A 24367-nucleotide genomic window follows, 5' to 3' on the forward strand; every position below is an offset into this window, starting at 1 on the left:
TCGAATGGGTGAGATTGCACAGATCGGCCAACAGGAGCGCAAAGTGAGAACAGGATCCCAGTGCATGGCGTTCATGTCCCTCTCCCGGTACGCCGGGGGAGGCTAGGAGGGGGTTCTTCCGATTACGTCCATCGTCCCTGAAGAGGGAGGCGCCCTCGAACGGGCACGGGGACGATTAAGACAAGCGGCCTGCGATCACTTGGCACCTGTTGGCCGCTTGCAGTTCCAGGGGCCCCCTCCAACCTCCCCCGGAGTACCGGGAGAGGGGCGATAACAAACGCGCCTTGACTTGGACTCTTGATCGTCACTACCGCGCCGCTTCGTCGAAGTCACCGAGGTTGGTGATCGCGATGTCCTGCGGCAGGCCGTGCTGGGCGGCCAGCGCGCTTTCGATGCGCCGGCGGACCGGGGCGACCTTGATCCGGCGGGTGACGTCGGCGGCGAAGGCGTAGGTCAGCAGGTGCCGCGCGGCCTCGTCGCTAATGCCGCGGCTGCGGGCGTAGAAGATCATGTCCTCATCGACCGGGCCGATCGTGCTGCCGTGCGTGCACTTCACGTCGTCGGCGTAAATCTCCAGCGCGGGCTGGCTGTTCATCGTCGCGTCGTCGCTCAGCAGCAGCGCCTTGCTCGACTGCTTGCTGTCGGTCTTCTGGGCGGGCTGGCGAACCAGGATCTTGCCCTTGAAGACGCCGGTGGCTTTGCCGTCCAGCACGTGCTTGTACATCTCGTGGCTCGGGCAGTTCGGCACCGCGTGATCGAGCAGCGTGTGGTTGTCGCAGTGCTGCGTGCCACCGATGACGACGAGGCCGTTCAGCACGGCGTACGCGCCCTCGCCGGCCATCGTGCAGTTGAAATCGTTGCGCGTCATCTTCGCGCCCAGCGTCGTGCTGTGGCTGACGAACGTCGTCGCCCGGCCCAGCGACACCTGCATGGTGGCGATGTGATATGCATCGGGCGATTCCTGGTTCAGCTTGTTGTGGTCGATACGGCAATCGTTGCCCAGCACGAACTCGCTGACCGCGTTCGTGAAGTACGTGCCACTGGGACCGACGTAGCTCTCAACGACCTGCGCTTCGGCGTTGTCCTCGGCGATCACCAGCGTGCGTGGGTGCGACGCCGTGGCGTCACCGGCGGTGGTCGACAGGAACAGGAAGTGAATGACGCCCTCGACCGTCGCGCCGCGCGGCAGGAAGAGGAACGCGCCGTCCTGAACCAGGCCCGTGTTCAGCGCGACGAACGGGTTCGTCTGGCTGTCCGCATGAGCGCCAAGGGCGCTTTCGACCAAGATCGGGTCCAGCTCGAACGCCTGCTTTAAGCTGCCGACCTTCACGCCCTTGGGCAGCTTGCCGAGCTTGGACAGTTGATTGGAATAGTGACCGTTGACGAAGACCAGTTCGGTAACGGCCTCGTCGCCAAAGCTGTACTGGCGAGCCTCCGACGGGTCGCCACTTGCCAGGTCGCCGGGCGTGAATTTGGTCTTGGCGATGGGGGAGATATCCGTGAAGCGCCAGTCTTCCTGCTTCTTGTTTGGAAAGCCGACCGTCTCGAAACGATCCATCGCGGCCTTGCGCAGCGACGCGAGCCACGCAGGCGCCTCGGCGTCGGCGGCCAATGCGGTGAACTGGGTTCGAACGGGTTCGGCTAACTGAGTCATGCGTCTACCTGCGAAAGTTCATGTACGAATCGAAGCCGTCAATCTGCGTGCCGTGGTCATCGAGGCTACACCGTGGCGGCGACTTCCTTCTCAACCCAATCGTAGCCCTTCTCTTCGAGCTCAAGCGCCAGTTCCGGGCCACCCGTCTTCACGATTCGGCCGTCGATCATCACGTGGACGAAGTCGGGCTTGATGTAGTTCAGCATGCGCTGGTAGTGCGTGACGAGCAGGATGGCCCGATCGGGGCTGCGCAGGCTGTTGGCGCCAAAGGAGACGGTCTTGAGCGCGTCGATGTCGAGGCCGCTGTCGGTTTCATCCATCAGCGCCAACTTGGGGTCGCAGACGGCCATCTGGAAGATCTCGTTGCGCTTCTTCTCACCACCGCTGAAGCCTTCGTTGACGGCACGGTTCATGAAGCTCTGGTCCATCTTCAGCAGGGCCATCTTCTCGCGCACGAGCTTCAGGAACTGCATGGCGTCCAGCTCGGGCTCACCCTTGTGCTTGCGCACCGCGTTGACGGCCGCCTTCAGGAAGTAGCTCGTGCTGACACCGGGGATTTCAACCGGGTATTGGAAGGCGAGGAAGACGCCTTCACGGGCGCGCTCCTCGGCCGACAGGTCGAGCAGGTCCTTACCGTCATAGGTGATGCTGCCGCTAAGCACTTCGTACGTCTCGCGCCCCGCGATGACGTTGGCGAGCGTGCTCTTGCCGCTGCCGTTCTTGCCCATGATCGCGTGGACCTCGCCGGCGTTGATCGTGAGGTTCACGCCCTTGAGGATCTGCCGATCTTTGATGCCGGCTTCGAGGTTCTTGATTTCAAGCAATGCCATAGTTCGTCCGTTCAATTCTTTACCGCAGAGACGCGGAGGAAGAAAAGTGCAAAGCAAAGAACAACGTTCTTCTCCGAATTGCTCTGCGACTCCTCTGCGCCTCTGCGTTTAAGTTAGTCTGACTAGCCGACCGATCCTTCCAAGCTCACGCCCAACAGCTTCTGTGCTTCCACCGCGAACTCCATGGGCAGCTCGCGGAAGACTTCCTTGCAGAAGCCGTTGACGATCATGTTGACGGCGTCCTCCACGGCGATGCCGCGGGTCTTGCAGTAGAAGAGCTGGTCCTCGCCGATCTTGGACGTCGACGCTTCGTGCTCCACTCGGGCGGTGGTGTTGCGCACCTCGATGTACGGCGTGGTATGCGCGCCGCACTGATCGCCGATCAGCATGCTGTCGCACTGCGTGTAGTTGCGAGCGTTTTCGGCGCCTTTCAGGATCTTCACCAGGCCGCGGTAGGTGTTGTGGCCTTCGCCGGCGCTGATGCCCTTGCTGACAATCGTGCTGCGGGTGTTCTTCCCGATGTGGATCATCTTCGTGCCGGTGTCCGCCTGCTGGCGGCCGTTGGTGAGCGCGACGCTGTAGAACTCGCCGACGCTGTTGTCGCCCTGCAGGATGCACGAGGGGTACTTCCACGTGATGGCCGAGCCCGTTTCCACCTGCGTCCAGGACACCTTGCTGTTCACACCCTGGCACTTGGCGCGCTTGGTGACGAAGTTGTAGATGCCACCCTTGCCGGTCTTCTTGTCGCCGGGGTACCAGTTCTGAACGGTGCTGTACTTGATGGTCGCGTTATCCATCGCCACCAGTTCCACCACGGCCGCGTGCAACTGGTTTTCATCGCGCTGCGGCGCGGTGCAGCCTTCCAGGTAGCTGACGCTCGCGCCTTCCTCGGCAATGATCAGCGTGCGCTCGAACTGGCCGGTGTTCTTGGCGTTGATGCGGAAGTACGTCGACAGTTCCATCGGGCACTTGACGCCCTTGGGGATGTAGACGAACGAGCCGTCGGTGAAGACCGCGCAGTTCAGCGTGGCGAAGTAGTTGTCGCTGTAGGGCACGACGGTGCCGAGGTACTTGCGCACCAGCTCGGGATGTTCCTTCACGGCCTCGCTGAAGCCGCAGAAGATGATGCCCTTCGCGGCCAGTTCCTTCTTGAACGTAGTGACGACCGACACGCTGTCGAAGACCGCATCGACCGCCATCGGCGTGTCGCCGCCCTCTTCAATGCCGAGAAGGGCCTTGCGCTCGTTAAGCGGAATGCCAAGCTTGTCGTACGTCGCAAGGATGTCGGGGTCGACCTCGTCAAGGCTCTTCAGCTTCTTCTTCGGGGCCGAGTAGTACACCGTGCCCTGGTAGTCGACCGGCCCGTACCCGTACGGCAGGAACGGCCATTTGGGCTCCTCCATCGTCAGCCAATGACGGTACGCCTTCAGCCGCCAGTCGAGCAGCCACTGCGGCTCGTCCTTCTTGGCGCTGATGAAACGAATGGTGTCTTCGTTCAGCCCCGGAGGCGCTGAGTCCGCTTCAATGTCGCTGACGAAGCCCCACTTGTACTCGCGGTCGGCCAGCTCTTGGATTTCGGTTGTTTCGGTGGGCATAACAGTCCAAACGGAAAAAATGCGAACGCGAAGACGCGAAGCAACGAAGGACACGCGAAGAAGACCAACCACGATTTTCTTCGCGGCTTTCTTCGCGTCATCGCGCCGTCACGTTCTCCGCCGATCCCGACTTAGGCCGAGAAGCTGCTACCGCAGCCGCAGCTGCTGGTGGCGTTGGGGTTCTTGAAGACGAAACCGCGGCCCATCACCTCGTCCTTGAAGTCGATCTCGACGCCGGACAGGTACAGGTAGCTCTTCATGTCGACCAGGATCTTCACGCCGTTGCTTTCCAGCTCTTCGTCGACGTCGGTCTTGGGCTCTTCCGTCAGGTCCAGCATGTAGCTGAAGCCCGAGCATCCGCCACCCTTCACACCGACGCGCAGCTTGGTCGCGCCGTCGGGCAGGCCCTGTTCGGCGATGATCTTCTTGATTTCCTTGGCAGCCGATTCAGAAAGCAGAATCATGGGGAACTCCTTAGTTGCTCGCCGTCGTCGTTGATGCCGACGCCGTCGTCGCGGTCACGCCCGTCGCCACCGGCGCGGGGGTCTTGTTAGTCTTGGATCCGATGCCGACGGCCTCGAACGGCACGTCGATCCGCCGGCCCGCCAGTACCAGGTCCGACAGCTTCACGTCGGTCAGGAACTGGTGCAGCCTGCTCTTCAGTGCAACCAGGGGCGGGGCCGACGGGTACTCACCCACTTCTGGACAAGTGCACGGTTCAACCGACTCTAGCACGGTCACCAGTTGCAGCAGCGAGATTTTCTGTAAATCGGCGGATAATTGATATCCACCGTTCACCCCTCGCGTGCTCGTCAGCCACCCCTGCTGCTGCAGCGACTTCAAAATCTTCGCCAGCAGCGACGCGGGCAAGCCGGTCTCCACCGACACCTCCCGGGCCGACCAAACCCCCGCCCGCTCCGACAGGAACGCCATCGCGATCAACGCGTAATCGGTCGTTCGGCTGAAGGACAGCGTGGCCATGACAGAATATAGGACCGCAGAAGTCCGGATTCAAGCCTGCACCACCCATTTTGGGTGGATTTGCCGCGTTCGGATCTACGGCTGGGGGGAGACAGCATCGATTCCCCCGCGGAACTGCTGCCCTTAAAGCGGGAGGTGCTGACCGGTAGCGTGACTTCGCCCGCGCAAAACGTGACTTTCCACAGGCGGAACTCGGTTTCGCACGTGCAAAATGCGATTTCGCACCTGCAATATGGAATTTTGCACGTGCAAAATCAGATTTTGTGCCTCCAAAAGGAGATTTCGTGCCTGCGAAATCAGATTTTGTGCCTGCAGAATCGCATTTTGTGCCTTCAAAATCACATTTGGTGCCTCCAAAATCACATTTCGTGCCTTCAAAATCAGATTTTGTGCCTGCAAAATGAGATTTCGCACCTGCGGAATCTCATCTCGCACGGGTCGGACGACATCTTTCCGAGTGCCACGGGTGCCTTGCCTGCGCCCTTGGCACCCAAACCGTTCCGATAAAAACTAATACGACCGGTCCTGGCGATACTGGTGCTCGATCATGATGCAGCGGTCTTCCACGTAGTCGATGCCCGCCCGCTGCGCGGCTTCGCGGGCGTCGTCGTTCACGATGCCCGATTGCAACCACACGCCCTTGGCCCCCACCGCCACCGCGTCTCGGGCGACTTCCGCACAGAGTTCGCTACGGCGGAAGACGTTGACGAGGTCGATCGGGCCGGGCACGTCGGCCAGCGTGGCGTAGCACTTCAGGCCGATCGCGGTCTCGAACTGCGGGTTGACGGGGATGACCGTCTTGCCCATTCGTTTCAAATATTGACCGATCATGTGGCTCGGGCGGTTCGGTTTATCGCTCAGGCCGACGATCGCGATGCGGTCAGCGGCGAGCATTCGGCGGATCTGGGCTTCTTCCGACTCGTCGCGCGATCCCGGTAGCGTGCAGGCTTCGTTGGACATGGCGGTTTTCCTCCTGATGCCGTTCCATCCGGCAAAGGTCATGCTAAGATCGACAATCGTCGCCGTTTCATCGCGCGGCGCAGAAAGATTATGGCCAAACGGGATTATTACGAAGTTCTGGGGATCAACCGCAACGCGTCGGCCGACGAGATCAAGAAGGCGCACCGCAAGCTCGTGCGCAAGTATCACCCCGACGTGAACCGCGACAATCCCACCGCCAACGAGCAGTTCAAGGAAGTGCAGGAGGCCTACGACGTGCTGTCGGACGTCCCCAAGCGCCAGAACTACGACCAGTTCGGCCACGCCGGTGTGGACGCCGGGGCCGCCGGCGCCGCGGGGGTCGATCCGTTCGAAGCCTTCCGCCGGGCTCAGCAGACGCGCGGCCGCACTCGCCGCGGGGCGCCGGGTGAGGAGTTCGACTACGGACCCTTTGGTGGCGGTGGCGCGACCGGGGCCGACTTCTCCAGTGTGTTCGAGCAAATGTTCGGTGGTAACGCCACCGGTCGGCCTGGTGGCCGGGCGGGTCCTGGCGCTGGCCGCCGGTATACGCCCCCCACCCGCGGCGCGGACGTGGAGCATCCCGTCACGCTGTCGTTCGAACAGGCTGCCCGCGGCGTCACGCTGCCGCTGCAGATCAATCGCGATGGCAGGCTGGAAACGATCGACATCAAGATCCCACCTGGCGTGAAGGACGGTAGCCGGGTGCGCATCAAAGGGCGCGGCCAGCAGTCCGACGCTGGGGGTGGCGACCTCTACATCATCACCACGGTCCGCCCGCACGCGTATTACCGCCGCGACGGACTCGACATCTCGGTCGACGTGCCCATGAGCCTGTACGAAGCCCTCCTCGGCACCAAGGTGGAAGTGCCGACGCTCGACGGCATGGTCACCGTCACCATTCCGCCCGGCACCAACAGCGGGTCGCGGTTGCGCATCAAAGGGCGCGGCGTCTTCCGTGGTGAGGAAAAGGGTGACCAGTACGTGGTGACGAAGGTCATCGTCCCGAAGAACCTCTCACCTGAAGCGACGGAGCTTGTGAAGCAACTGCAGGCGGCCCAGCCGTTGGATGCGCGATCGGACGTGAAGTGGTAGAGCGATACGACCCATCCAACCCGCGGGCCAACCAGCAGTCGTTCGTGGTCGACCCGCCGAACTTCGAGTTTCGGGCGACAATCGCGCTGATGTTCGGCCTGATGTTCTGCCTGCCCATCGCCGGCGGCATCGTCGCGATCGCGATGGGCCGGAGCGTGCTTCAGGCGACGGTGCCGAAGACGATACTGGCCAGGAACGTCGCATGGATCGCGATCGGGCTGGGCGCGGCCAACTGCATCATCTGGTCGGTTCGGCTGATTCAATTGGCGATCGGCGAAACGCCGATGGAAATGCCCGCCACCCGCCCCACCCCGGCGTAGCCACAGGCCGCTGCCGTCCCTAATCCTGTGGCATACGCGTCCGTCACTGGACATCGCGTATACTTCCCTGATGCCCCGCCATCACCGCGCTGCTTCCCCTTGGCCGGCCATTTGCTTCCTGGCATTCTTCGCGGCGCTGATCGCGTTCGTCTCCCACTATTACCTGCTGCCCGCGATGGAAGCCAAACAGGCCGCCACCCAACCCGCCCAATCGGTGTTGCGCGCCCAGGCGGCGTTGCTGCTGACGCTGCTTCTGGTCATGTTGCTCTGCGGGCTGGTGCTGACCTTCAAGGTGCACCGCTTCTTCCTGCCGCGCACGTGGACGCCCCGCGCTCGCACAAAATACGTTGACGCCTGGGCGGAGGCGGGAAAACGGGCGGAGTGAGGAGAGGGGGAAAATGACCAATGCCAAAGCCCGAATGACCAACGAATGTCCAATCACCAATGACCAAGGACGGCAGGGTCAGTGGCCAACAATCGCGGGCATCTAGTCATTGGGCATTGTTCATTGGAACTTGATTGGTCATTCGGGCTTGGTCATTGGTTATTCCCGCCTCCCTCCATCTCCGCGTCCTCCGCGTCTCCGTGGTTCGCCTTTGATCCCCCGCCATTGGAAGAAAATAGAATCCGCACCACTCCCCCGCCTATAGTTGCGCACGATGGCACACCCCTCTCCTGCAACGCTGGGCCAGTTGAAGGCCACTGGATATCAACCCGTCTCCGTCAAAGACGAGCTCCGCCGTAATTTGATCGCCAAGCTGAAGGCGGGTGAGGAGCTGTTCCCCGGCATCGTCGGGTATCGCGATTCGGTCATTCCTCAGGTCGTTAACGGCATCCTCGCCAAGCACGACTTGCTGTTCCTCGGTTTGCGCGGCCAGGCCAAGACGCGCATCCTGCGGGCGTTGCCGTCGCTGCTGGACGAGTGGATCCCCGTGCTGGCCGGCACCGAGATCAACGATGACCCGATCGCGCCGACGACCAAGACCGGCAAGCGCATGATCGCCGAGCAAGGGGACGACACGAAGATCGAATGGGTGCACCGCTCGAACCGCTACAGCGAGAAGCTGGCGACACCAGATGTGACGATCGCCGACCTGATCGGTGAGATCGACCTGGTGAAGCACGCGGAGGGCCGATACCTGTCGGACGAGACGACGATGCACTTCGGCCTGATCCCGCGCAGCAATCGCGGCATCTTTGCAATCAACGAACTGCCTGACCTTGCGCCCCGCATTCAGGTGGGCCTGTTCAACGTGCTGGAAGAGCGCGACATTCAGATTCGCGGCTATCCGATTCGGCTGGATCTGGACGTCTGCCTCGTCTTTAGCGCCAACCCGGAAGACTACACGAACCGCGGCCGGATCGTGACGCCGTTGAAGGACCGCATCGGCAGCGTCATTCGCACGCACTATCCCGAGACGGTCGCCGAGGGCATCCAGATCGTCGAGGACAACGCGTGGCTGGACCGCAGTGGTGACAGTTCATCGAGCGGCGTGAAGGTTGAAATGCCCGGCTTTATGGCCGAGACGGTCGAAGAGGTGGTTCGGCTGGCTCGCCATAGCCCACATGTCAGTCAGGCGTCGGGCGTGAGCGTCCGCACGAGCATCGCGAACATGGAGGTCGCCGTCAGCAACGCCGAACGGCGAGGGATCCTGACCGGCGAGTCGCGCGTCATGCCTCGCGTATGCGACCTGAACGCGCTGGTGGCCAGCTGTCGCGGCAAGATCGAGATGACGCTCGCCGAGGAGGACGCCGCCGAGGACAAGCTGATCAAAAGTCTCGTCGGCGAGGCCGTGAAGACGGTCTTCAACCGCTACGCTGATCTGGACGAGTACGAACTGATCAGCGAGCAATTCAAGGGCAACCTGACCTTCCCCGCCGGCGACGACCTGAGCGCCGAGGAGTTCGTCGCGAACATGAAGGCCATCAAGGGCCTGCCGCAGGCGGCCAGTGGTCTGGCGAAGGAAATGCAGCTGAACGGCAGCGACGTCGCGACGCTAGCCAGCGTGGGCGAGTTCCTGCTGGAAGGGCTGTACGTCAACAACCGGTTGAGCAAGTTCAACTCGAAGGGGAAGACGTATTTCAAGAAGTAGGTGCTCTTGGGGGGCCGTCGTCCGGCTCGTTCGGTTCTCTGGTTCTCGATCGTCATCCTGAGGTACTCCGAAGGATCTCCCCCCGTATTCGTACGTTGGACGGAATAGATCCTTCGGAGTACCTCAGGATGACCCATTGTCAGTATCTCGCTAAACAACCCATTACCGCGTCGTCAGCTTGTACAACTGCATCGCCTTGGCGATTGGCCACAGCTTCGGGTGCTTCCAGACCGCATTGTGCAACGCGGTACTCCAGCTCAGCGTCGGGGGCGGCTGGGGCACGGGGACGGGTTTGGAAACTTCCACGATCTTCTCCACCGGCACCTCAACCTTGACCGGCTTCGGACGATTCAAGTTATAGGCGGTGTCATACAGGCCCTTGATGTGCAGCATCCGCTCCTCGACCGCATCGAGACGATGGTCCAGATCAACCGCAGCGACCGCCCGGCGGCCGGGCTTGTTCGACCGCTTCATCGCGTATGCGCCCGCGGCTCCCAAGAGTAGTCCCGCGGCGATACCTCCACCGCCGAAGATCAGCGGGCGCTTCATGTCTGGATCTTTCACACTACCCATACCCGGGCGAAGGGCGACGGGCCGGGCGGGCGATGGCAGTTGCTGTGGGGCCTTGGCCGTCGTGGCGCCGGGGGCCTGGCCGCGGTTGGCGCGCTCGGCGTCGGTGACGGGCATCGCGTTCTCGGTCGGGTTGATGCCGCTACCGAACTTGCGGGCGTAAACCTGCGTGACCTCGGCACCGAAGAACAGGATTTGTGCCGAGTAGTACAGCCAGATCAACAGGGCGATCAGTGACCCCGCGGCACCGTAGGCGGAGGCGGGTGCGCTCACGTTGAAGTAGATCGTTAAGGCGTACTTGCCGAGTTGGAAGAGAATGCCAGTCAGCAGCGCACCGACCCAAACGTCCCGCCATGCGATGTTCACGTCCGGTAGAAATTTGTAGATCGCGGCGAAAAGGACCGTTACGACCGCTGTTGAGATGACCAGATCGATCGTGACTACTATGACCTTCGTGACGATGTTGTCCGAACCAATTGTACTTTCCATGATCCCACCGGATACCGCACCGATGGCTGTGCTGACGGCCAACGAAATAATGAAGAGAAACGCGATCGCCAGCACCATCGCCATCGACAGGAACCGGTCTTTGATCGTCCCCCAGATGCCGCGGTTCGGTTTTGGCTTCACTTCCCAGATGGTGTTGAGCGAGTCCTGAAGCTCTGCGAAGACCGCGCTGGCCGACACGAGGACGATAATGATGCTGATGATGGTTGCGAAGAAGCCAGCGCCTTGCTCGCCGGCATTCTTGATGATCTGACCGATCGTCTCACCCGCCATGCCACCGGTAAGATCGTTGGCCTGTTTCTCGACGGCGGCTTCGGGATGATCTCTGTAAACCCAGCCGACAATTTTGATCGTGATGATGACCAACGGTGCCAGCGAGATCACCGTGTAGTACGCCAACGCCGCCGCCAGCTTGGACGCCTTGTCGTCCATCCAGTCGACGCCGGCCTCTTTCACCATCGGCCAAACGTCGTTCTTGGTCATTTGCGCCATGTTCAAGCTCCTTGCACAGCGGACTGTGCAAGGCGCGTGCCGGGCGTGGCGGGTGCGGAGGTACGGGGCTGGCCGCTAGCGAGCGCCGATGACCCTGATGAGCGGTTCGATGCGGGCCAGTTCCCCCTTGGCCATCGCCAGCTGGCGCTCGCCGTGCAGGCGGGCGATGGCGCGGACGAGGTGCAGCTTGGCCTGGTCGTAGCGGTTGAGGTAGCGGGCGTAAACGAGGCCGAGCATCAGCTCGACCTGCTCGATCTGCTCGAAGTTGGGGTAGGCCTTCAGGAACCGCTCGTAGGCGTCGGCGGCCTCGGTGAACAGTTGCTGGCTGGCGAGCTGGTTGGCAACGTCCAGCTGCGCCTGGCGGGCGAGCACCTGGGTCTCGTCGAGGTTCTTCAGTTCCAGATAGATCTTGGCCGCGGTTGGCAGATCGTGCTTGGATATCGCGTTGGCGGCCTCGGCGCGCAGTTCGGCGATGCGCAGCGTGCGCGGGTCGGGCGGGGCCGCAGGCTTGCGGGGGTCGACCTTCGTCGTCGGCGCGAACGGGTCGAATCCCTGCGAGACCATGTCGCGGTACTGCCGGCGCTTGTTCCACCGGCCGAACAGCGCCAGCACGTCGAACTGGTCGCGCGGGAGCAAGTGTACGGCCAGCAGCCCCAGGCAGAGCAGGAAGCCGAAAATCGTCCCGGCGATGTGCGCGCCGTACGCCACGTTGCCCGTCATGCCCGAGAAGCCGACGAGGTCCTTCAGGAAGTACAGCAGGATGAAGTACATCGACGGGATCTCGATCGACCCGATCAAAAAGAAGAAGTAGATGATCGTGATGCTCGACCGCGGGAACAGCACCAGGTACGCCCCCGTAACGGCGCTGACTGCCCCGCTGGCCCCCAGCACCGGCGCCATCGAGGTCATCATGTGTCCGATGCCCGAAACGACGGCCGCCGACAGGTAAAAGCCCAGATAGCCGACATGGCCCATCTTGTCGTTCACGTTGTTCCCGAAAATGTAGAGGAACAGCATGTTGCCGAACAGGTGCATGAACCCATCGTGCATGAACGCGTAGCTGACGAAGCTGGGCACTTCCGGATTGGTGGGCCAGATCATGTACGCCCCCCAGCGCCCATACCCCAATTGCTGCTGCAACACGTACGCGACGATGTTGAGCGCGATGATCGCCCAGTTCATGTAGGGCGTGTAACGAAGCGGGCTGTCGGTCCGAATCGGGAGGAACATGGGTGGCGAATCTTAGGGCAGCGGAATGAAAGTGGGAAGTTGGAACGAGGAAGTGGGAACCGCAGGCCAGCGCTGATCCCGCTTGGCAGGCCATTTTCCGTGCATGGCGGACGGCTGACCATGCGTGGTGGGCCATTTTCCGTGCATGGTGGACGGCCGACCGTGCGTGGTGGGTCGAGTTCCAGGCGTGGTGGACCGCTCACCATGCATGGTGAGACGTTTTCCATGCGGGGTGGACGGCTCACCATGGGTGGGCCACTTCCCCCATCGCCGCCCGCACGTACAATGCCGCCGCTCATGCAGCGTCACGTTCCCAATGCTCTCACCGGTTTCCGCCTGGTCCTGGCGGCGATGTTCTTCGTTTTGCTTAGCTTTTATCAGTACGAAGGACGTGGTGATCCTGGCCTGCTCGGCATCGCATTTGTGGTTTATGTGATCGCGCTGGTGACGGACTACCTCGACGGTCACCTCGCGCGCAAGTGGAACGTCAGCAGCGCGTTTGGGCGGGTGGTGGACCCGTTTGCGGACAAAATTCTGGTGCTCGGGGCGTTCATCTTCTTCGCGGGCAAAAACTTCATCATTCCTGAATCCGATCGTGCCGATTCGTTTGTAGTGACTACGATCACCGGCGTTGCGCCGGGCATGGTCGTTTTGATGCTCGGCCGGGAATTGCTCGTCACCAGCCTGCGCGGGCTGGTGGAAAGCGCCGGCGCCAGCTTCGGCGCCGCTTGGATCGGCAAGTTCAAGCTGGCCTTTCAGTCGGGCACTGTGCTGGCGATTCTAGTCTACGTGACCGCGTTGCCCTGGCTACGCGACCACGATTACACCCGCACCGAAACGGTCGCTACGGTACTGCGGGACATCGGGATCTGGGGAACGGTGCTCATCACGCTGTACAGCGGTGTGGAATACGTGCAGCGGGCCGTGGCGATGTACCGACAGTCCTTGCAGTCCGGGGGTTCATCAGTTGACGCGGCACCGGCGACCGTTGCACCCCAGGACAAGGCACCGTGAACGACTACCTGATCTCCGTCATTCTCGGCATCATCGAAGGCCTGACCGAATTCCTACCCGTCAGCTCCACTGCGCACCTACGGCTGGCCTCGGCGCTGTTCAACCAACCGCTGGACGATCCGTACTGGAAGATGTACTCGGTCGTCATCCAACTGGGCGCGGTGCTGGCGGTGGTTGTCTACTTCTGGCCACGCATTACCGACTTCGTACGGTCGTTCCCCACCGGTAAGGGTGGCCAGCGGACGGCCTTCACGCACCCGCTGACGCTGGTGATCGGCGCCTTCCTGGTCACCGCGGGACCGGCGTACCTGCTGGATAAGACGATCGGTAAGAACCTTGAGAACATGCAGGTCATCGGCTGGTCGCTGCTGATCGGTGGCATCGTGATGTGGGTGGTGGACGTCATCTACGGCCGCCGAGAAGAGCGGGCGGCTGCCGCCGTCACCGCGACCGCCACACCGCCTCAAGACGCTGCGCACACCCCTGCCCCGGTCGATGACTCGACAGTGGCAAGCGGGCACGCAGGTCACACGATGGACACGATGAACTGGTGGCAGGCGATCTTCATCGGCGCCGCCCAAATCCTCGCGGCGGCGTTTCCCGGGGTCAGCCGATCGATGGCCACCATCGCCGCCGGTCAGGTCGCCGGTCTCACGCGTACCTCGGCGCTCGAGTTTTCGTTCTTCCTGTCGATCCCGGTCATGTTCGCTGCCACCGGCTTCAAGCTGCTGCAGGCGATCATGGGGCGTGGGTCCGACGAGGGAGAAACCCTCATCATGACGGGCCACCGATGGGGCGTGCTGGCGGTTGGGTTCGTCGTCTCCTTCTTCGTCGCCTGGGCGGTTATTGCATGGTTCATGGCGTGGGTGCGCAAACACGGGTTTACGCCGTTCGCGATCTACCGAATCGTCGTGGGCGTTGTAGTGTTGATCTGGGCAAGGGCGCTGTAAGCGTTACAAATTAGCGCCGCCTGCACGACCGGCATCTCCGCGCGGCATACGGGACCGATTCCGAACATAACGTTGGACGCTCACTGCGTTTGCCCATATAGTCATAAGATCATTTCGTGGGGTCTGCAGAATGGTCTTACATATCCTCCGGGCCTTGTTCATCCTCGTCATTTTTGGCGTGGGCATGTTCTTCCTTCAGCAAACCGGGTTTCGCCTCGGCATTGAAGGCGAGTGGAACTGGCTGATTCCCGCTGCGACGTTGGTTGTGGGCGTCATCGTCGTCTGCATCGATATCCTCGCGCCGCGCAAGAAGCTGGCGGTCTTTTCCGGCACGTTCCTCGGGCTGGTCGTGGGGTTGGTGCTGGCGTACGCGCTGAGCTTCGTCGTGCAGTTGCTGGTCGACCAATACCTGCCGCGCGGCCTGATGCAGCATCGCGAAGTGCTGACGCAGTTCTTCAACCTGGTAATCGGCGTGACCGCGTGCTACCTGTCGATCAGCTTCATCATGCAGACGAAGGACGACTTCCGCTTCATCATCCCCTTCGTCGAGTTCTCCAAGCAAACCAAGGGCGCCCGCCCGATCCTGCTCGACACGAGCGTGCTGATCGACGGGCGCATCGGTGACATCTGCGCCACCGGCATCCTCGAGAGCCAGCTGATCGTGCCGCGCTTCGTGCTGCTCGAGTTGCACCAGGTTGCCGACAGTGGCGACAAGCTGAAGCGCAACCGTGGCCGGCGCGGGCTGGACGTGCTGGCCAAGCTGCAAGGCAGCAGCCGGGTGTCGGTGGTGCTTTACGATTCGTCAGTACGGGAAGAGGAAAAGGACGCCCCGGTCGATACGCGACTGCTGAACCTGGCTAAAGACCTGAACGCGCGCGTGCTCACCAACGACTTCAACCTGAACAAGGTCGCCCAGCTCCGCGGTGTGGACGTCATCAACATCAACGACCTGGCCAACGCGCTCAAACCCGTGGTGCTGCCGGGCGAGAAGATGATCCTGCGCCTCGTGAAGCCCGGCGAAGAAGCCGGCCAGGGCGTGGGCTATTTGGAAGACGGCACGATGGTCGTCGTCGAACAGGGCCGCCAGCACGTGAACGAAGAGGTGGAGATCACCGTTACCAGCGCGCTGCAGACCAGTGCCGGCAAGATGATCTTCGGCCGATTGAACGAGGGTTACACGAGTGGCGGTGGCGGCAGCGCAAGCAGCCGCCCGCAACCGCGCTCGCGCGGCCGCGGTGAAGCCGCCGCCAACCCCGGTCCCGCGGCGCGATGAACGGCAGTTCCTTCCCGTTGCATGGCGTCCCGCCCATGCATGTGATGAAGCCGAATAATCCACTTGGTGGCAGGGGCTCGGTCGAAGCTGGCTGCCACCAATTACATCTTCTATTCGATCTACACGCATTGGCAGGACGCCATGCCACGGACGCAACGTCCACCCTCTCTCCGCTCGCCGCTGCTTCACCCGTTGCCAACGCCCCACGCGCGACATTAGCATCACGCACCTATGACCCTCCGCGACAGCCTTTCCGCCATCGGCCAAGATCAGGTGTTCCGCTTTTTCGACTCGCTTGACGCTGCCGGCAAGCAGAAGCTCACGAGCCAGTTGGAAGCACTTGATCCGCAGTACGTCAAGCACCTGGCCGAGACGCAGGTGAAGACGAAGGCGGCGCTGGATCTGCCGAAGGAGATCAAGCCGGTCACCGCATATCCGAACAAGCCCGACGCCAAGCACCGCGGCCTGTACGCCGACGCCGAACGACGCGGCCGCGAGCTGCTGCGTGCGGGTAAGGTCGCCGCGTTCCTGGTCGCCGGCGGCCAAGGCACGCGGCTGGGCTACGACGGGCCCAAGGGCGAGTACCCCGTGACGCCGGTAAAGGACAAGCCGTTGTTCCAGGTATTCGCCGAGCAGTTGATCGCGCACGGCCGCGAGTTCAGCAAGGCGATCCCTTGGTACATCATGACCAGCGACACCAACGACGCCGCCACGAAGGCCTTCTTCGAGAAACACGACTACTTCGGCCTTGATCGCGCCAACGTCGTCTTCTTCGTTCAGGGCATGATGCCCGCCTTCGCGTTCGACGGCACGATGCTGCTGGCCGAGAAGGACTCGCTGGCGCTGTCGGCCGACGGGCACGGTGGCAGCTTGCGGGCGTTGGCCAAGACGGGCGCGCTAGCCGACATGCGCAAGCGCGGCGTGGAACACCTCTCCTACTTTCAGGTCGACAACCCGCTCGTCCACGTCATCGACCCGCTCTTCATCGGCCTGCACGACCTCACCGGCTCGGAGATGAGCTCCAAGGCCATCCCCAAGGCCAACGCACTCGAAAAGGTCGGCAACTTCGTCATTGGCGACGGCAAGACGCAGGTGATCGAGTACAGCGACCTGCCTGAATCGCTGGCGGTGCAGACGAACGCGGACGGTTCGCTGAAGTTCAACACCGGTTCGATCGGCATCCACGCGCTGCGCGTCAGCTTCGTAGAAGCGCTGAATGCCGATGGTCAACTGAAGTTGCCATGGCACCGCGCGGAAAAGAAGGTGCCGTTCGTCGACGCCAGCGGCAACGTGGTGAAGCCCGAGAAGCCGAACGCCGTGAAGCTGGAGCAGTTCGTGTTCGACGCGATCCCGCTGGCGAAGAACGCGATCGTCTACACGACCGAACGTGCCGAGGAATTCAGCCCGGTGAAGAACGCGGATGGCGTCGACAGCCCCGCCACCAGTCGCCGCGACCAGAGCCGCCGCGCTGCCCGGTGGCTGATCGAATCCGGTGTCGAGGTGCCGCAGAAGTACGGCGAACCGGACGCCGCGATCGAGATCTCGCCCCTGTTCGCCGCCAACCAGCAACAGTTGGCCCAGAGGGCATCGTCGATCTCGGTGAAGGGGTGGCAGAACGTGTATTTGGAATAGCAGGCGTCCGTGGTCATGCTCTTTCCGGTCCCTCTCCCGCATGCTTCGGGAGAGGTTAGGTGAGGGTGATCCGAACTACTGACGACTCTCGGAAGAACGAATCACCCCCACCCAGCCTCCCCCGGAGTACCGGGAGAGGAGCCGGAGCGCGTCCCATCGGTCTAAGGGTGGGTCGAAGGCCCTCCGCGGCATACAATGCTTTCGTGCACGTGCTGTCGGCCATCTTCGCGTTGCTCGTCGCGATCGCGGGGTGGCACTACCTTTTCTACTCGCGGGCGGCCCACCGGCTTGGCGAGTTTGAAAACGAACGGCTGAACCAGCGGCGCATCCTTTTGCGGCGCATGGCCGGGCTCTGCATGCTGGCATTGGGCGCCTGCTTCTTCATCGGCTTCTGGGGCTTCGATCTCGACAACCTGCGCGGCCGGGCCGACACGTTCGTGCTGGTCTGGCTGGCCGTGGCGCTGTTGATCCTGATCCTCGTCGTCCTGGCCCTCATCGACCTCACATGGACCGCCCGCCTGCGCCGGCGAGCACGACTGGAACGGGATAAAATACAGTGACCGCTCTTTGCAAATTCTGCCTGCCCGCCTTGCTCTGGCTGCTGCTGCTGACCGGCTGCAACGATGCCGCGCCGACCGCCCTGCCGACCGTGCCGGTGCGCATCGGCCAGCAGACGTTCCAACTCGAGATCGCCAACGACGACGCCGAGCGGCAACAGGGCCTGATGCATCGCGATTCCATGCCGCCCAACCACGGCATGATCTTCGTCTTCCCCGACGAGCGCGAACGCGCCTTCTGGATGAAGAACACGAAGATCCCGCTCGACATCCTCTACCTCGACTCCGTCGGCACGATCGTCTCGATCCGCCAACTGAAGCCGTTCGATGAAACCTCGATCAGCAGCTGGTTTCCCGCGCGGTTCGCGATCGAACTAAATGAAGGCGCCGCCGACAAGAGCGGCGTGCGCGTCGGGCACGTCGTGAAGATTCCCGCGGTGGCGCGCGAGGTGGAGTAACTTCACTCCGCGCAGGACGGCGGGCTACCGCGCGAACCTGCTGTACGTCACCGCGTCCAGGTCCAACCCCGCCGCGTCCCCATGCTGATGCGCCACCGCGGCCAACCCGGCGGACATGGCGGCGTTGTCGGTGCAGTACTTCAGCAACGGGAAGAAGACCGGCAGTGGGAATCGCGCCAGGGCAGCCCGCAGGCCGGCGTTGGCGCTGACGCCACCGCCGACCACGATCGAGCGCGCGCCGACCTGCCGGGCCGCCCGGCGGATCTTCTCCGTCAGCACCGCGACGCACGCCGCCTGAAAGCCCGCGGCGATGTCGTCGATCTCCTGTTCATCCGGTGGCGACGTTCGCGGGGGTTTGCCCGGCACGCCGCGCACGTGGTACAGCAGCGCGGTCTTGATGCCGCTGAACGAAAAGTCGAGCGAGTCCCGGCCAAGCGTGGTGCGCGGGAACTGAAAACGCTTCGGGTCCCCCGCCGCCGCCAGCCGATCCAGAATCGGGCCACCCGGATAGGCCAGCCCGAGCGTCGCGGCGACCTTGTCGTAGGCTTCACCGACGGCGTCGTCGATCGTCGCGCCGATCAGGCGAACCTCGCGCCAACTGTCGATCGCGTACAACGCCGTGTGCCCACCACTGCAGACCAATCCCACCGCCGGAAACCGCACGTCGACCGCTTGGTCCAGCAGCACGCTGTACAGGTGCGCGTGGACGTGATCGATCGCGATGAGCGGCTTCCCCGCGGCCCACGCCAGCGTCTTCGCCGCGGTCACACCGACCAGCAGCGAGCCCACCAGTCCCGGCCGATGCGCAACCGCGACCGCATCCACCTCCGCCAAGCCACAATTGGCAGCCGCCAGCGCGTCCTGGACCACCGGCAGGATGTTCTCGATATGCGCCCGGCTGGCGATCTCCGGCACCACCCCGCGATACCGCGCGTGCAGTTCCACCTGCGTCGCGACCACGTTGCTCAACACGCGCGCGCCGTCCGCCACCACCGCGGCGGCGGTTTCATCGCAAGTGGATTCGATGCCGAGGATCAGGGGCATGAGAACCTTTCATGCACAGCGGAACGCGCTCCGGCCCCTCTCCCATGTACTCATGGGAGAGGTTGGGTGAGGGTGATTTGAACTGCTGGCGATTGCCGGAATATAGCAAACCACCCCCACCCAGCCTCCCCCGGAGTACCGGGAGAGGGGCCAGAGCTGCCGGTCGACGCTTATTGGGCCGGTGCGGTCGTCGTGGTCGCGGGCTTCTGATCACGCAGCACCAGTCGGCCGACGAGCGTTGTCACGGCGGTCTCCAGTTGGGCATCGATCTCCTGCGTGCTGGCCGTCGTGGTCGCGCGCGTCGTCGGTTGTGTGGCGGCTGGGCGATGGAACAGCTCGGCATTGGCCAGGCTGCGTTCGACGAAGCGGCTCGTCTCCTCGTCCAGTTCGACCTTAATATGCGGCTCGACGCCCCAATCCGTCGCATCCTTCTTGCGATGCACAAGCCGGCCGCTCGGCAGGTAGTAGTACGCGGTCGTCAGCTTCAGCTCGCCGCCGCGCTCGTCGAGGGGGATCAGTTCCTGCACGCTCCCCTTGCCGTACGTGCGCGTGCCGATCACCGTCGCGCGCCCGTGATCCTTCAACGCGCCCGCGACAATCTCAGCAGCGCTGGCGCTGTGTTCGTTCACCAGCACGATCATCGGGAACTCGCCGAGCGTGCCCTCGTCCACCGCGTACAGAACTTCCTCCGTGCGGTTGCGGCCCTTCGTGGAGACGATCGCTCCTTCCTTCACGAACAAATCGACCACCAGCTTCGCCTGTTCCAGCAGCCCGCCGGGGTTGTAGCGCAAATCGAGGATCAGTCCCTTCGCGCCATCGTTGAGCGCAGTGGTCACGGCCTTCGTGAAGTCGGCGTAGGTCTCGTTGGTGAACTGCGTGAGACGCACGTACGCGATCTTCGGGTCGTTCGAGACGAAGTAGTCCCAGCTGTTGTCGCCGGCGCGGCGCTTGTAGCCCTTTACGGTGGGCACGCGGATCTCCTGCCGCGTGATCGTCAGCTCAACCTCTTCGCCGCTCGGATGGCGGACGGTCAGCTTCACGTCGGTGCCGACCTTGCCGCCGATGCGCTTGGTCACCTCGTTGACGCGCAGGCCCTGAACGGACTCCCCATCCACCTTCACGATCACGTCGCCCGCCTGCACGCCGGCCTTGAACGCCGGGCTGCCCTCGACGGGGCTGACGACCTCGACGGCGCCATCCTCGCGTGCGTCGACGAGGATGCCGACGCCGGTGAAGCTGCCCTCGAGCATGCGGTCGAACTGCTCCTGCTGGGCCGGCGGCACGTAGACGCTGTAGGGGTCCAGGTTGGCCAGCATGCCATCGATCGCCGCCTGGCGGAGTTGGCCTGCGTCAACCGGTTCGACGTAGTTGGCCGCCACCTGCCGTTCGACATCGACCAGCGTGCGCACGAAGGCGTAGTCGTCATCCCGCTGTGCGAACGTGCCGGGCAGCCGAAAGGCCAGGGCACAGATGAACAACGCGGCCACCGTCCATGCGAAGCGTTCACGATTCATGCCGGGATTGTATGCAGGGAAGGATGACGGGGGAAACGATGCTGCTTTGGGGGAAATGACCAATGCCCAAATCCCAATGACCAATGAAGCCTCAATAACCAATGACCAACAGAAGGCGGTCCTCATTGGTCATTGGTGCTTGGTCATTCATTGGTCATTCGGACTTGGGTGTTGGTCATTCCGAAATCACCCTCCGGGCGTACCGACGAGAGGACCAGGAACTGCTCATACAAGCGGGGTAACGAAATCGCGTATCGCGCCGTTCACGTCCTGCGGCGATTCGAACGGCGCCATGTGACCGGCCCCAGCGACCTCGTGTGCGCGGGCGCCGGGGATCTTACTCGCCAGCGCGGCGGCGGTGGCGGGTGGGATGATGGCGTCGTGCTGGCCGACGACGATCAGCGTCGGCACCGCGAGCCGGACGAGGTCGGCGGTGCGGTCGGGGCGCTCGCGCATCGCGGCCAGGGCGTGGGCAATGGTGGCCGGTGGGCAGGCCTCCATCATCTGCCGTAGTTGCGCGACGGCCGGGCCGTTGGCGTTCAGCGCCTCTGGGGCCAGCATCTTCGGCAGCATCTGTTCCGCGACGGCGGCGCTGCCCTTTTCGTTGGCCAGCGCGATCATCTTGTCGCGCCCCGCCTTGCCTTCGGGCGTGTCGGCCTCGGTTTTCGTGTCGATCAGGATCAAGCCGCGCAGCGACTGCGGATACCGCACCGCGAACGCGGCCGCCACGTAACCGCCCATTGAAAGTCCGGCAAGGACGACCTTATCCAGCCCCAGCGAATCGATCAGCCGTTTCACGTCGTCGGCGAGTTCGTCGAGCGAAAACGGACCTTCATCCGTGTTCTCGCCGAAGCCGCGCAGATCGGGCGCGATGACGCGCATCGAGCCCGATAGCTTCGCCACCTGATGCGACCAGATGCGTCGATCCAGCGGAAAACCGTGCAGCAACACCAAGGCGGCACCGCTGCCCACATCGTCGAACGCCCGTGAGATTGCCGGTGTCTGACTGGCCATGACCTCACCTCCTGAAACCGACTGACGGTCCTGTAATAACACAACTGAACGCTGGAATGCCGAGTGAAGATGCCAACGTTACGCCCGCGAAGTCCATTCTTGCCCGAGCAAAATCGAATTTTGCCCGGGGAAGGTTGCGTTGTACCCGGGGAAGATTCGATTTGCCCCGGGGACAATTGCATTGTACCCGGGGACAATGCCGTTGGACCCGGGGACAATTGCATTGTACCCGGGGACAATGCCGTTGGACCCGGGGACAATGCCGTTGGACCCGGGAACAATGCCGTTGGACCCGGGGACAATGCCGTTGGACCCGGGGACAATGCCGTTGGACCCGGGGACAATTCCGTTGGACCCGAGGACAATGCCGTTGGACCCGGGGACAATGCCGTTGGACCCGGGGACAATGCCGTTGGACCCGGGGACAATGCCGTTGGACCCGGGGACAATGCCGTTGGACCCGGGGACAATGCCGTGGGACCCGGGGACAATTCCGTTGGACCCGGGGACAATTCCGTTGGACCCGGGGACGATCCAACTTTTCTCGGGGAGAACCGGACTTGCCGGGTGCCACGGTGGGGTACGCCAGGCCGTGTCTTTTCAGCCCGAGGAAGGCACGGCCTGGAGTGCCAGACCGTGGCACCCCCGCTGTTGACCGTCCTGCCCAGTCGATCGCCGCTCGCAATCTCACGCAGCGGGCGCAAGCAAACGTAACTTGAAGATTACCGGTCGTTGCGTTCCGTTGATTGCGCCGCGCCTTCATCTACAATCAGGTCTACCCGGTTTAACACCGAATGGGCTGGCTGACGACTGATGGGCGAGCAACAACCAGAGCATCTGCATTTGACCGACTTCATGGATCTGCCCACGCTGCAGGAGATCCAGGACAGCTTCGCGGCCGTCGCGTCGGTGCGCGCCACCATTACGGATGCGGATGGGAAGATCCTGACGTCCCCCACGCCGACGAAGGAGTTCCTGCGCCGCCAGGGCGCGATCGCCGACGCCGAGGAGCGCGACGTCGCCGACGGTCCGCAGCGCGAGGGGGGCGAGTACGTCGCGCCGATCATCGTCAACAACCAGCGGCTCGGCACGATCCGCATGAGCCCCAACGGCACGATCGGTGGGCTGGACGACGAGAAGGCCCGCGCGCTCGGTGAGAAGTTCGGCTTGGACGCCCGCCAGATGAAGGCGCTGATCAGCCAGCTCACCCGCTCGGCCCGCACGCGGCCGGCGGCCATTCAGTTCATGTTCCTGCTGGCCAACGCGGTGGCGCGCATGTGCTTTCAGGAGTATCAGCTGCGCCAGCGCATCCACGAGCTGACGGCCGTCTACAACGTGACGATGATGCTCGCCGACGCGCGCGACCTGCAGCGCGTGCTCGACCGCACCGCCAAGATCGTGTGCGAACTGATGGACGCGAAGGCGTCGTCGATCCGGCTCATCGATCGCGATAAGGACGAGCTGGTCATCAAGGCCGTCTTCAATTTATCGCAGCAGTACCTGAACAAGGGCCCGATCCGCATGAGCACCGCCGAGATCGATCGGCTGGCGCTGAGCCCGCAGGGGGCCGAGTACGTGCGCGACATGACCGACGACCCGCGCGTGCAGTACCCGCAGGAAAGCCGGCGCGAGGGCGTGGTGTCCATGCTGTCGGTCGGCATGCGCTATAAGGGCCGGCCGATCGGCGTGCTGCGCGTCTACACGGAAAAGGAGCAGTCGTTCAGCCCGCTGAAGATCGATCTGCTGAAGGCCGTCGCCGCCCAGGCCGCGGCGGCGATCGAGAACGCGCGGCTATTGCAGGAGACGATCGAGGCGGAAGCGCTGGAAAAACAGGTCCAGATGGCGGCCGAAGTGCAGATGCGGATGATCCCGGACAAGCCGCCGATCCTGCCGAACGTACAGCTGTCGTGCGTCTACGTCCCCTGCTTCGAGCTGGGCGGCGACTTCTACGACACGATCGAGCTGCCGGACGATAACGTCGGCCTCGTCGTCGCCGACGTCAGCGGCAAGGGCGTGCCGGCGTCGCTCATCATGGCCAGCGTGCGCGCGGCGCTGCGGGCACAGGTGGACAACGTCTATTACCTGTACGAGGTCATCCGCCGGCTGAACCTCATGCTCTACCGCGACACGAAGCCGAGCGAGTTCGTGACGGTCTTCTACGGCGTGCTGGATGCGCGGGCCAGGCGCCTGACCTACTGCAACGCGGGCCACCCGCCGGCCCTGGTGCTGCGCAACGGTGAGATCATCGAGCTGGCCGGCGAGAACATGGTGCTGGGCGTCGACCCGAACGAGGAGTTCAAGCAGTCCTTCATGGACCTGCAGAGCGGCGACCTGCTGCTGCTCTACACCGATGGTCTGCCCGACGGCATGAACTTCCAGAACGAAACCTTCGGCCGCCAACGCGTCATCGACGCCTTCCGCAAAGGCGGCGACACCGCCGAGGTGGTCGCGCAGAACATCCTCTGGGAACTCCGCAAGTTCGTCGGCATGAGCAAACGCACCGACGACGTGACGATGGTCGTCGCCAAGATCAGCTGACCCACAGAGACAGGGTGACCTCTTCTCTTCTGTAGGACAGGCATTCCTG

At 63.0% G+C, this 24367-nt stretch carries 22 protein-coding genes; 11 read left to right on the forward strand and 11 right to left on the reverse strand.

Annotated elements, in window-relative coordinates:
* Positions 1 to 307: 307 nt before the first annotated feature.
* The 6 genes from sufD to VGN72_07055 form a co-directional block, all read right to left on the reverse strand.
* On the reverse strand, positions 308 to 1654 hold the full coding sequence (gene sufD / locus VGN72_07030) for a Fe-S cluster assembly protein SufD (GenBank protein ID HEV7299101.1): 1347 nt from the start codon (positions 1652 to 1654) through the stop codon (positions 308 to 310).
* Between the two features lie 65 nt (positions 1655 to 1719).
* Positions 1720 to 2484 carry a Fe-S cluster assembly ATPase SufC gene (sufC, locus tag VGN72_07035; GenBank protein HEV7299102.1) on the reverse strand — a complete coding sequence of 255 codons (765 nt, stop codon included), beginning with the start codon at positions 2482 to 2484 and terminating at the stop codon, positions 1720 to 1722.
* A 122-nt stretch (positions 2485 to 2606) separates the two neighbouring features.
* On the reverse strand, positions 2607 to 4079 hold the full coding sequence (gene sufB / locus VGN72_07040; GenBank protein HEV7299103.1) for a Fe-S cluster assembly protein SufB: 1473 nt from the start codon (positions 4077 to 4079) through the stop codon (positions 2607 to 2609).
* Positions 4080 to 4210: 131 nt separating this feature from the next.
* Complete coding sequence (locus tag VGN72_07045; GenBank protein HEV7299104.1) at positions 4211 to 4543, reverse strand: iron-sulfur cluster assembly accessory protein; 333 nt, start codon at positions 4541 to 4543, stop codon at positions 4211 to 4213.
* 10 nt (positions 4544 to 4553) lie between these two features.
* Positions 4554 to 5060, reverse strand: coding sequence for an Rrf2 family transcriptional regulator (locus tag VGN72_07050; GenBank protein HEV7299105.1), 507 nt, complete (start codon positions 5058 to 5060; stop codon positions 4554 to 4556).
* Positions 5061 to 5570: 510 nt separating this feature from the next.
* Positions 5571 to 6020 (reverse strand): CoA-binding protein, encoded by a 450-nt coding sequence (locus tag VGN72_07055; GenBank protein HEV7299106.1) that lies wholly within the window; start codon positions 6018 to 6020, stop codon positions 5571 to 5573.
* Between the two features lie 90 nt (positions 6021 to 6110).
* Here VGN72_07055 and VGN72_07060 point away from each other — a divergent pair, with 90 nt between their 5' ends.
* The 4 genes from VGN72_07060 (at position 6111) to VGN72_07075 (ending at position 9525) form a co-directional block, all read left to right on the forward strand.
* Complete coding sequence (locus tag VGN72_07060) at positions 6111 to 7112, forward strand: J domain-containing protein (protein ID HEV7299107.1); 1002 nt, start codon at positions 6111 to 6113, stop codon at positions 7110 to 7112.
* Complete coding sequence (locus VGN72_07065) at positions 7106 to 7432, forward strand: hypothetical protein (GenBank protein ID HEV7299108.1); 327 nt, start codon at positions 7106 to 7108, stop codon at positions 7430 to 7432. Before VGN72_07060 ends, VGN72_07065 begins: the two co-directional genes overlap by 7 nt.
* A 70-nt stretch (positions 7433 to 7502) precedes the next feature.
* Positions 7503 to 7817 (forward strand): hypothetical protein, encoded by a 315-nt coding sequence (locus tag VGN72_07070; protein ID HEV7299109.1) that lies wholly within the window; start codon positions 7503 to 7505, stop codon positions 7815 to 7817.
* A gap of 274 nt (positions 7818 to 8091) precedes the next feature.
* Positions 8092 to 9525, forward strand: a complete 1434-nt coding sequence (locus VGN72_07075; protein ID HEV7299110.1) for a sigma 54-interacting transcriptional regulator — start codon at positions 8092 to 8094, stop codon at positions 9523 to 9525.
* 162 nt (positions 9526 to 9687) lie between these two features.
* Here the strand turns inward: VGN72_07075 and VGN72_07080 are convergent, their stop codons facing one another.
* Both VGN72_07080 and VGN72_07085 read right to left on the reverse strand, forming a co-directional pair.
* On the reverse strand, positions 9688 to 11094 hold the full coding sequence (locus VGN72_07080; GenBank protein HEV7299111.1) for a YihY/virulence factor BrkB family protein: 1407 nt from the start codon (positions 11092 to 11094) through the stop codon (positions 9688 to 9690).
* 75 nt (positions 11095 to 11169) lie between these two features.
* Positions 11170 to 12324, reverse strand: coding sequence for a rhomboid family intramembrane serine protease (locus VGN72_07085; protein ID HEV7299112.1), 1155 nt, complete (start codon positions 12322 to 12324; stop codon positions 11170 to 11172).
* A gap of 297 nt (positions 12325 to 12621) precedes the next feature.
* Here VGN72_07085 and VGN72_07090 point away from each other — a divergent pair, with 297 nt between their 5' ends.
* The 6 genes from VGN72_07090 (at position 12622) to VGN72_07115 (ending at position 18208) form a co-directional block, all read left to right on the forward strand.
* A complete protein-coding gene (locus VGN72_07090) occupies positions 12622 to 13338 on the forward strand; it encodes a CDP-alcohol phosphatidyltransferase family protein (protein ID HEV7299113.1) in 717 nt (238 codons plus the stop codon).
* Positions 13335 to 14288 (forward strand): undecaprenyl-diphosphate phosphatase, encoded by a 954-nt coding sequence (locus VGN72_07095; GenBank protein ID HEV7299114.1) that lies wholly within the window; start codon positions 13335 to 13337, stop codon positions 14286 to 14288. The genes VGN72_07090 and VGN72_07095 overlap by 4 nt, the downstream gene beginning before the upstream one ends.
* 154 nt (positions 14289 to 14442) lie before the next feature.
* Complete coding sequence (locus VGN72_07100) at positions 14443 to 15561, forward strand: PIN domain-containing protein (GenBank protein ID HEV7299115.1); 1119 nt, start codon at positions 14443 to 14445, stop codon at positions 15559 to 15561.
* Positions 15562 to 15792: 231 nt separating this feature from the next.
* Positions 15793 to 17193, forward strand: coding sequence for a UDPGP type 1 family protein (locus VGN72_07105; GenBank protein ID HEV7299116.1), 1401 nt, complete (start codon positions 15793 to 15795; stop codon positions 17191 to 17193).
* 203 nt (positions 17194 to 17396) lie between these two features.
* Complete coding sequence (locus VGN72_07110) at positions 17397 to 17753, forward strand: hypothetical protein (GenBank protein ID HEV7299117.1); 357 nt, start codon at positions 17397 to 17399, stop codon at positions 17751 to 17753.
* A complete protein-coding gene (locus VGN72_07115; protein HEV7299118.1) occupies positions 17750 to 18208 on the forward strand; it encodes a DUF192 domain-containing protein in 459 nt (152 codons plus the stop codon). The genes VGN72_07110 and VGN72_07115 overlap by 4 nt, the downstream gene beginning before the upstream one ends.
* A 24-nt stretch (positions 18209 to 18232) precedes the next feature.
* On the opposite strand, the gene tsaD is transcribed toward VGN72_07115, so the two are convergent.
* From tsaD to VGN72_07130, 3 genes are all read right to left on the reverse strand, one after another.
* A complete protein-coding gene (gene tsaD / locus VGN72_07120) occupies positions 18233 to 19252 on the reverse strand; it encodes a tRNA (adenosine(37)-N6)-threonylcarbamoyltransferase complex transferase subunit TsaD (GenBank protein ID HEV7299119.1) in 1020 nt (339 codons plus the stop codon).
* A gap of 170 nt (positions 19253 to 19422) precedes the next feature.
* Positions 19423 to 20766: a S41 family peptidase gene (locus VGN72_07125; protein HEV7299120.1), complete on the reverse strand. Its 1344-nt coding sequence runs from the start codon at positions 20764 to 20766 to the stop codon at positions 19423 to 19425.
* Positions 20767 to 20991: 225 nt separating this feature from the next.
* Positions 20992 to 21780, reverse strand: a complete 789-nt coding sequence (locus tag VGN72_07130; protein ID HEV7299121.1) for an alpha/beta fold hydrolase — start codon at positions 21778 to 21780, stop codon at positions 20992 to 20994.
* An 813-nt stretch (positions 21781 to 22593) separates the two neighbouring features.
* On the opposite strand from VGN72_07130, the gene VGN72_07135 reads away from it, so the two are divergent.
* The gene (locus tag VGN72_07135) at positions 22594 to 24318 is read left to right on the forward strand and encodes a SpoIIE family protein phosphatase (protein HEV7299122.1); all 1725 of its coding nucleotides are present in this window, start codon (positions 22594 to 22596) and stop codon (positions 24316 to 24318) included.
* Positions 24319 to 24367: the final 49 nt, after the last annotated feature.

The sequence above is a fragment of the Tepidisphaeraceae bacterium genome (assembly GCA_035998445.1).
Taxonomy (GTDB): Bacteria; Planctomycetota; Phycisphaerae; order Tepidisphaerales; family Tepidisphaeraceae; genus DASYHQ01.

Bases quoted from the DNA above. Each gene is read 5' to 3' on its own strand.
- sufD (HEV7299101.1), bottom strand. From the start codon at position 1,654: ATGACTCAGTTAGCCGAACCCGTTCGAACCCAGTTCACCGCATTGGCC.
- sufC (HEV7299102.1), bottom strand. From the start codon at position 2,484: ATGGCATTGCTTGAAATCAAGAACCTCGAAGCCGGCATCAAAGATCGG.
- sufB (HEV7299103.1), bottom strand. From the start codon at position 4,079: ATGCCCACCGAAACAACCGAAATCCAAGAGCTGGCCGACCGCGAGTAC.
- VGN72_07045 (HEV7299104.1), bottom strand. From the start codon at position 4,543: ATGATTCTGCTTTCTGAATCGGCTGCCAAGGAAATCAAGAAGATCATC.
- VGN72_07050 (HEV7299105.1), bottom strand. From the start codon at position 5,060: ATGGCCACGCTGTCCTTCAGCCGAACGACCGATTACGCGTTGATCGCG.
- VGN72_07055 (HEV7299106.1), bottom strand. From the start codon at position 6,020: ATGTCCAACGAAGCCTGCACGCTACCGGGATCGCGCGACGAGTCGGAA.
- VGN72_07060 (HEV7299107.1), top strand. From the start codon at position 6,111: ATGGCCAAACGGGATTATTACGAAGTTCTGGGGATCAACCGCAACGCG.
- VGN72_07070 (HEV7299109.1), top strand. From the start codon at position 7,503: ATGCCCCGCCATCACCGCGCTGCTTCCCCTTGGCCGGCCATTTGCTTC.
- VGN72_07075 (HEV7299110.1), top strand. From the start codon at position 8,092: ATGGCACACCCCTCTCCTGCAACGCTGGGCCAGTTGAAGGCCACTGGA.
- VGN72_07080 (HEV7299111.1), bottom strand. From the start codon at position 11,094: ATGGCGCAAATGACCAAGAACGACGTTTGGCCGATGGTGAAAGAGGCC.
- VGN72_07085 (HEV7299112.1), bottom strand. From the start codon at position 12,324: ATGTTCCTCCCGATTCGGACCGACAGCCCGCTTCGTTACACGCCCTAC.
- VGN72_07090 (HEV7299113.1), top strand. From the start codon at position 12,622: ATGCAGCGTCACGTTCCCAATGCTCTCACCGGTTTCCGCCTGGTCCTG.
- VGN72_07105 (HEV7299116.1), top strand. From the start codon at position 15,793: ATGACCCTCCGCGACAGCCTTTCCGCCATCGGCCAAGATCAGGTGTTC.
- tsaD (HEV7299119.1), bottom strand. From the start codon at position 19,252: ATGCCCCTGATCCTCGGCATCGAATCCACTTGCGATGAAACCGCCGCC.
- VGN72_07125 (HEV7299120.1), bottom strand. From the start codon at position 20,766: ATGAATCGTGAACGCTTCGCATGGACGGTGGCCGCGTTGTTCATCTGT.
- VGN72_07130 (HEV7299121.1), bottom strand. From the start codon at position 21,780: ATGGCCAGTCAGACACCGGCAATCTCACGGGCGTTCGACGATGTGGGC.
- VGN72_07135 (HEV7299122.1), top strand. From the start codon at position 22,594: ATGGGCGAGCAACAACCAGAGCATCTGCATTTGACCGACTTCATGGAT.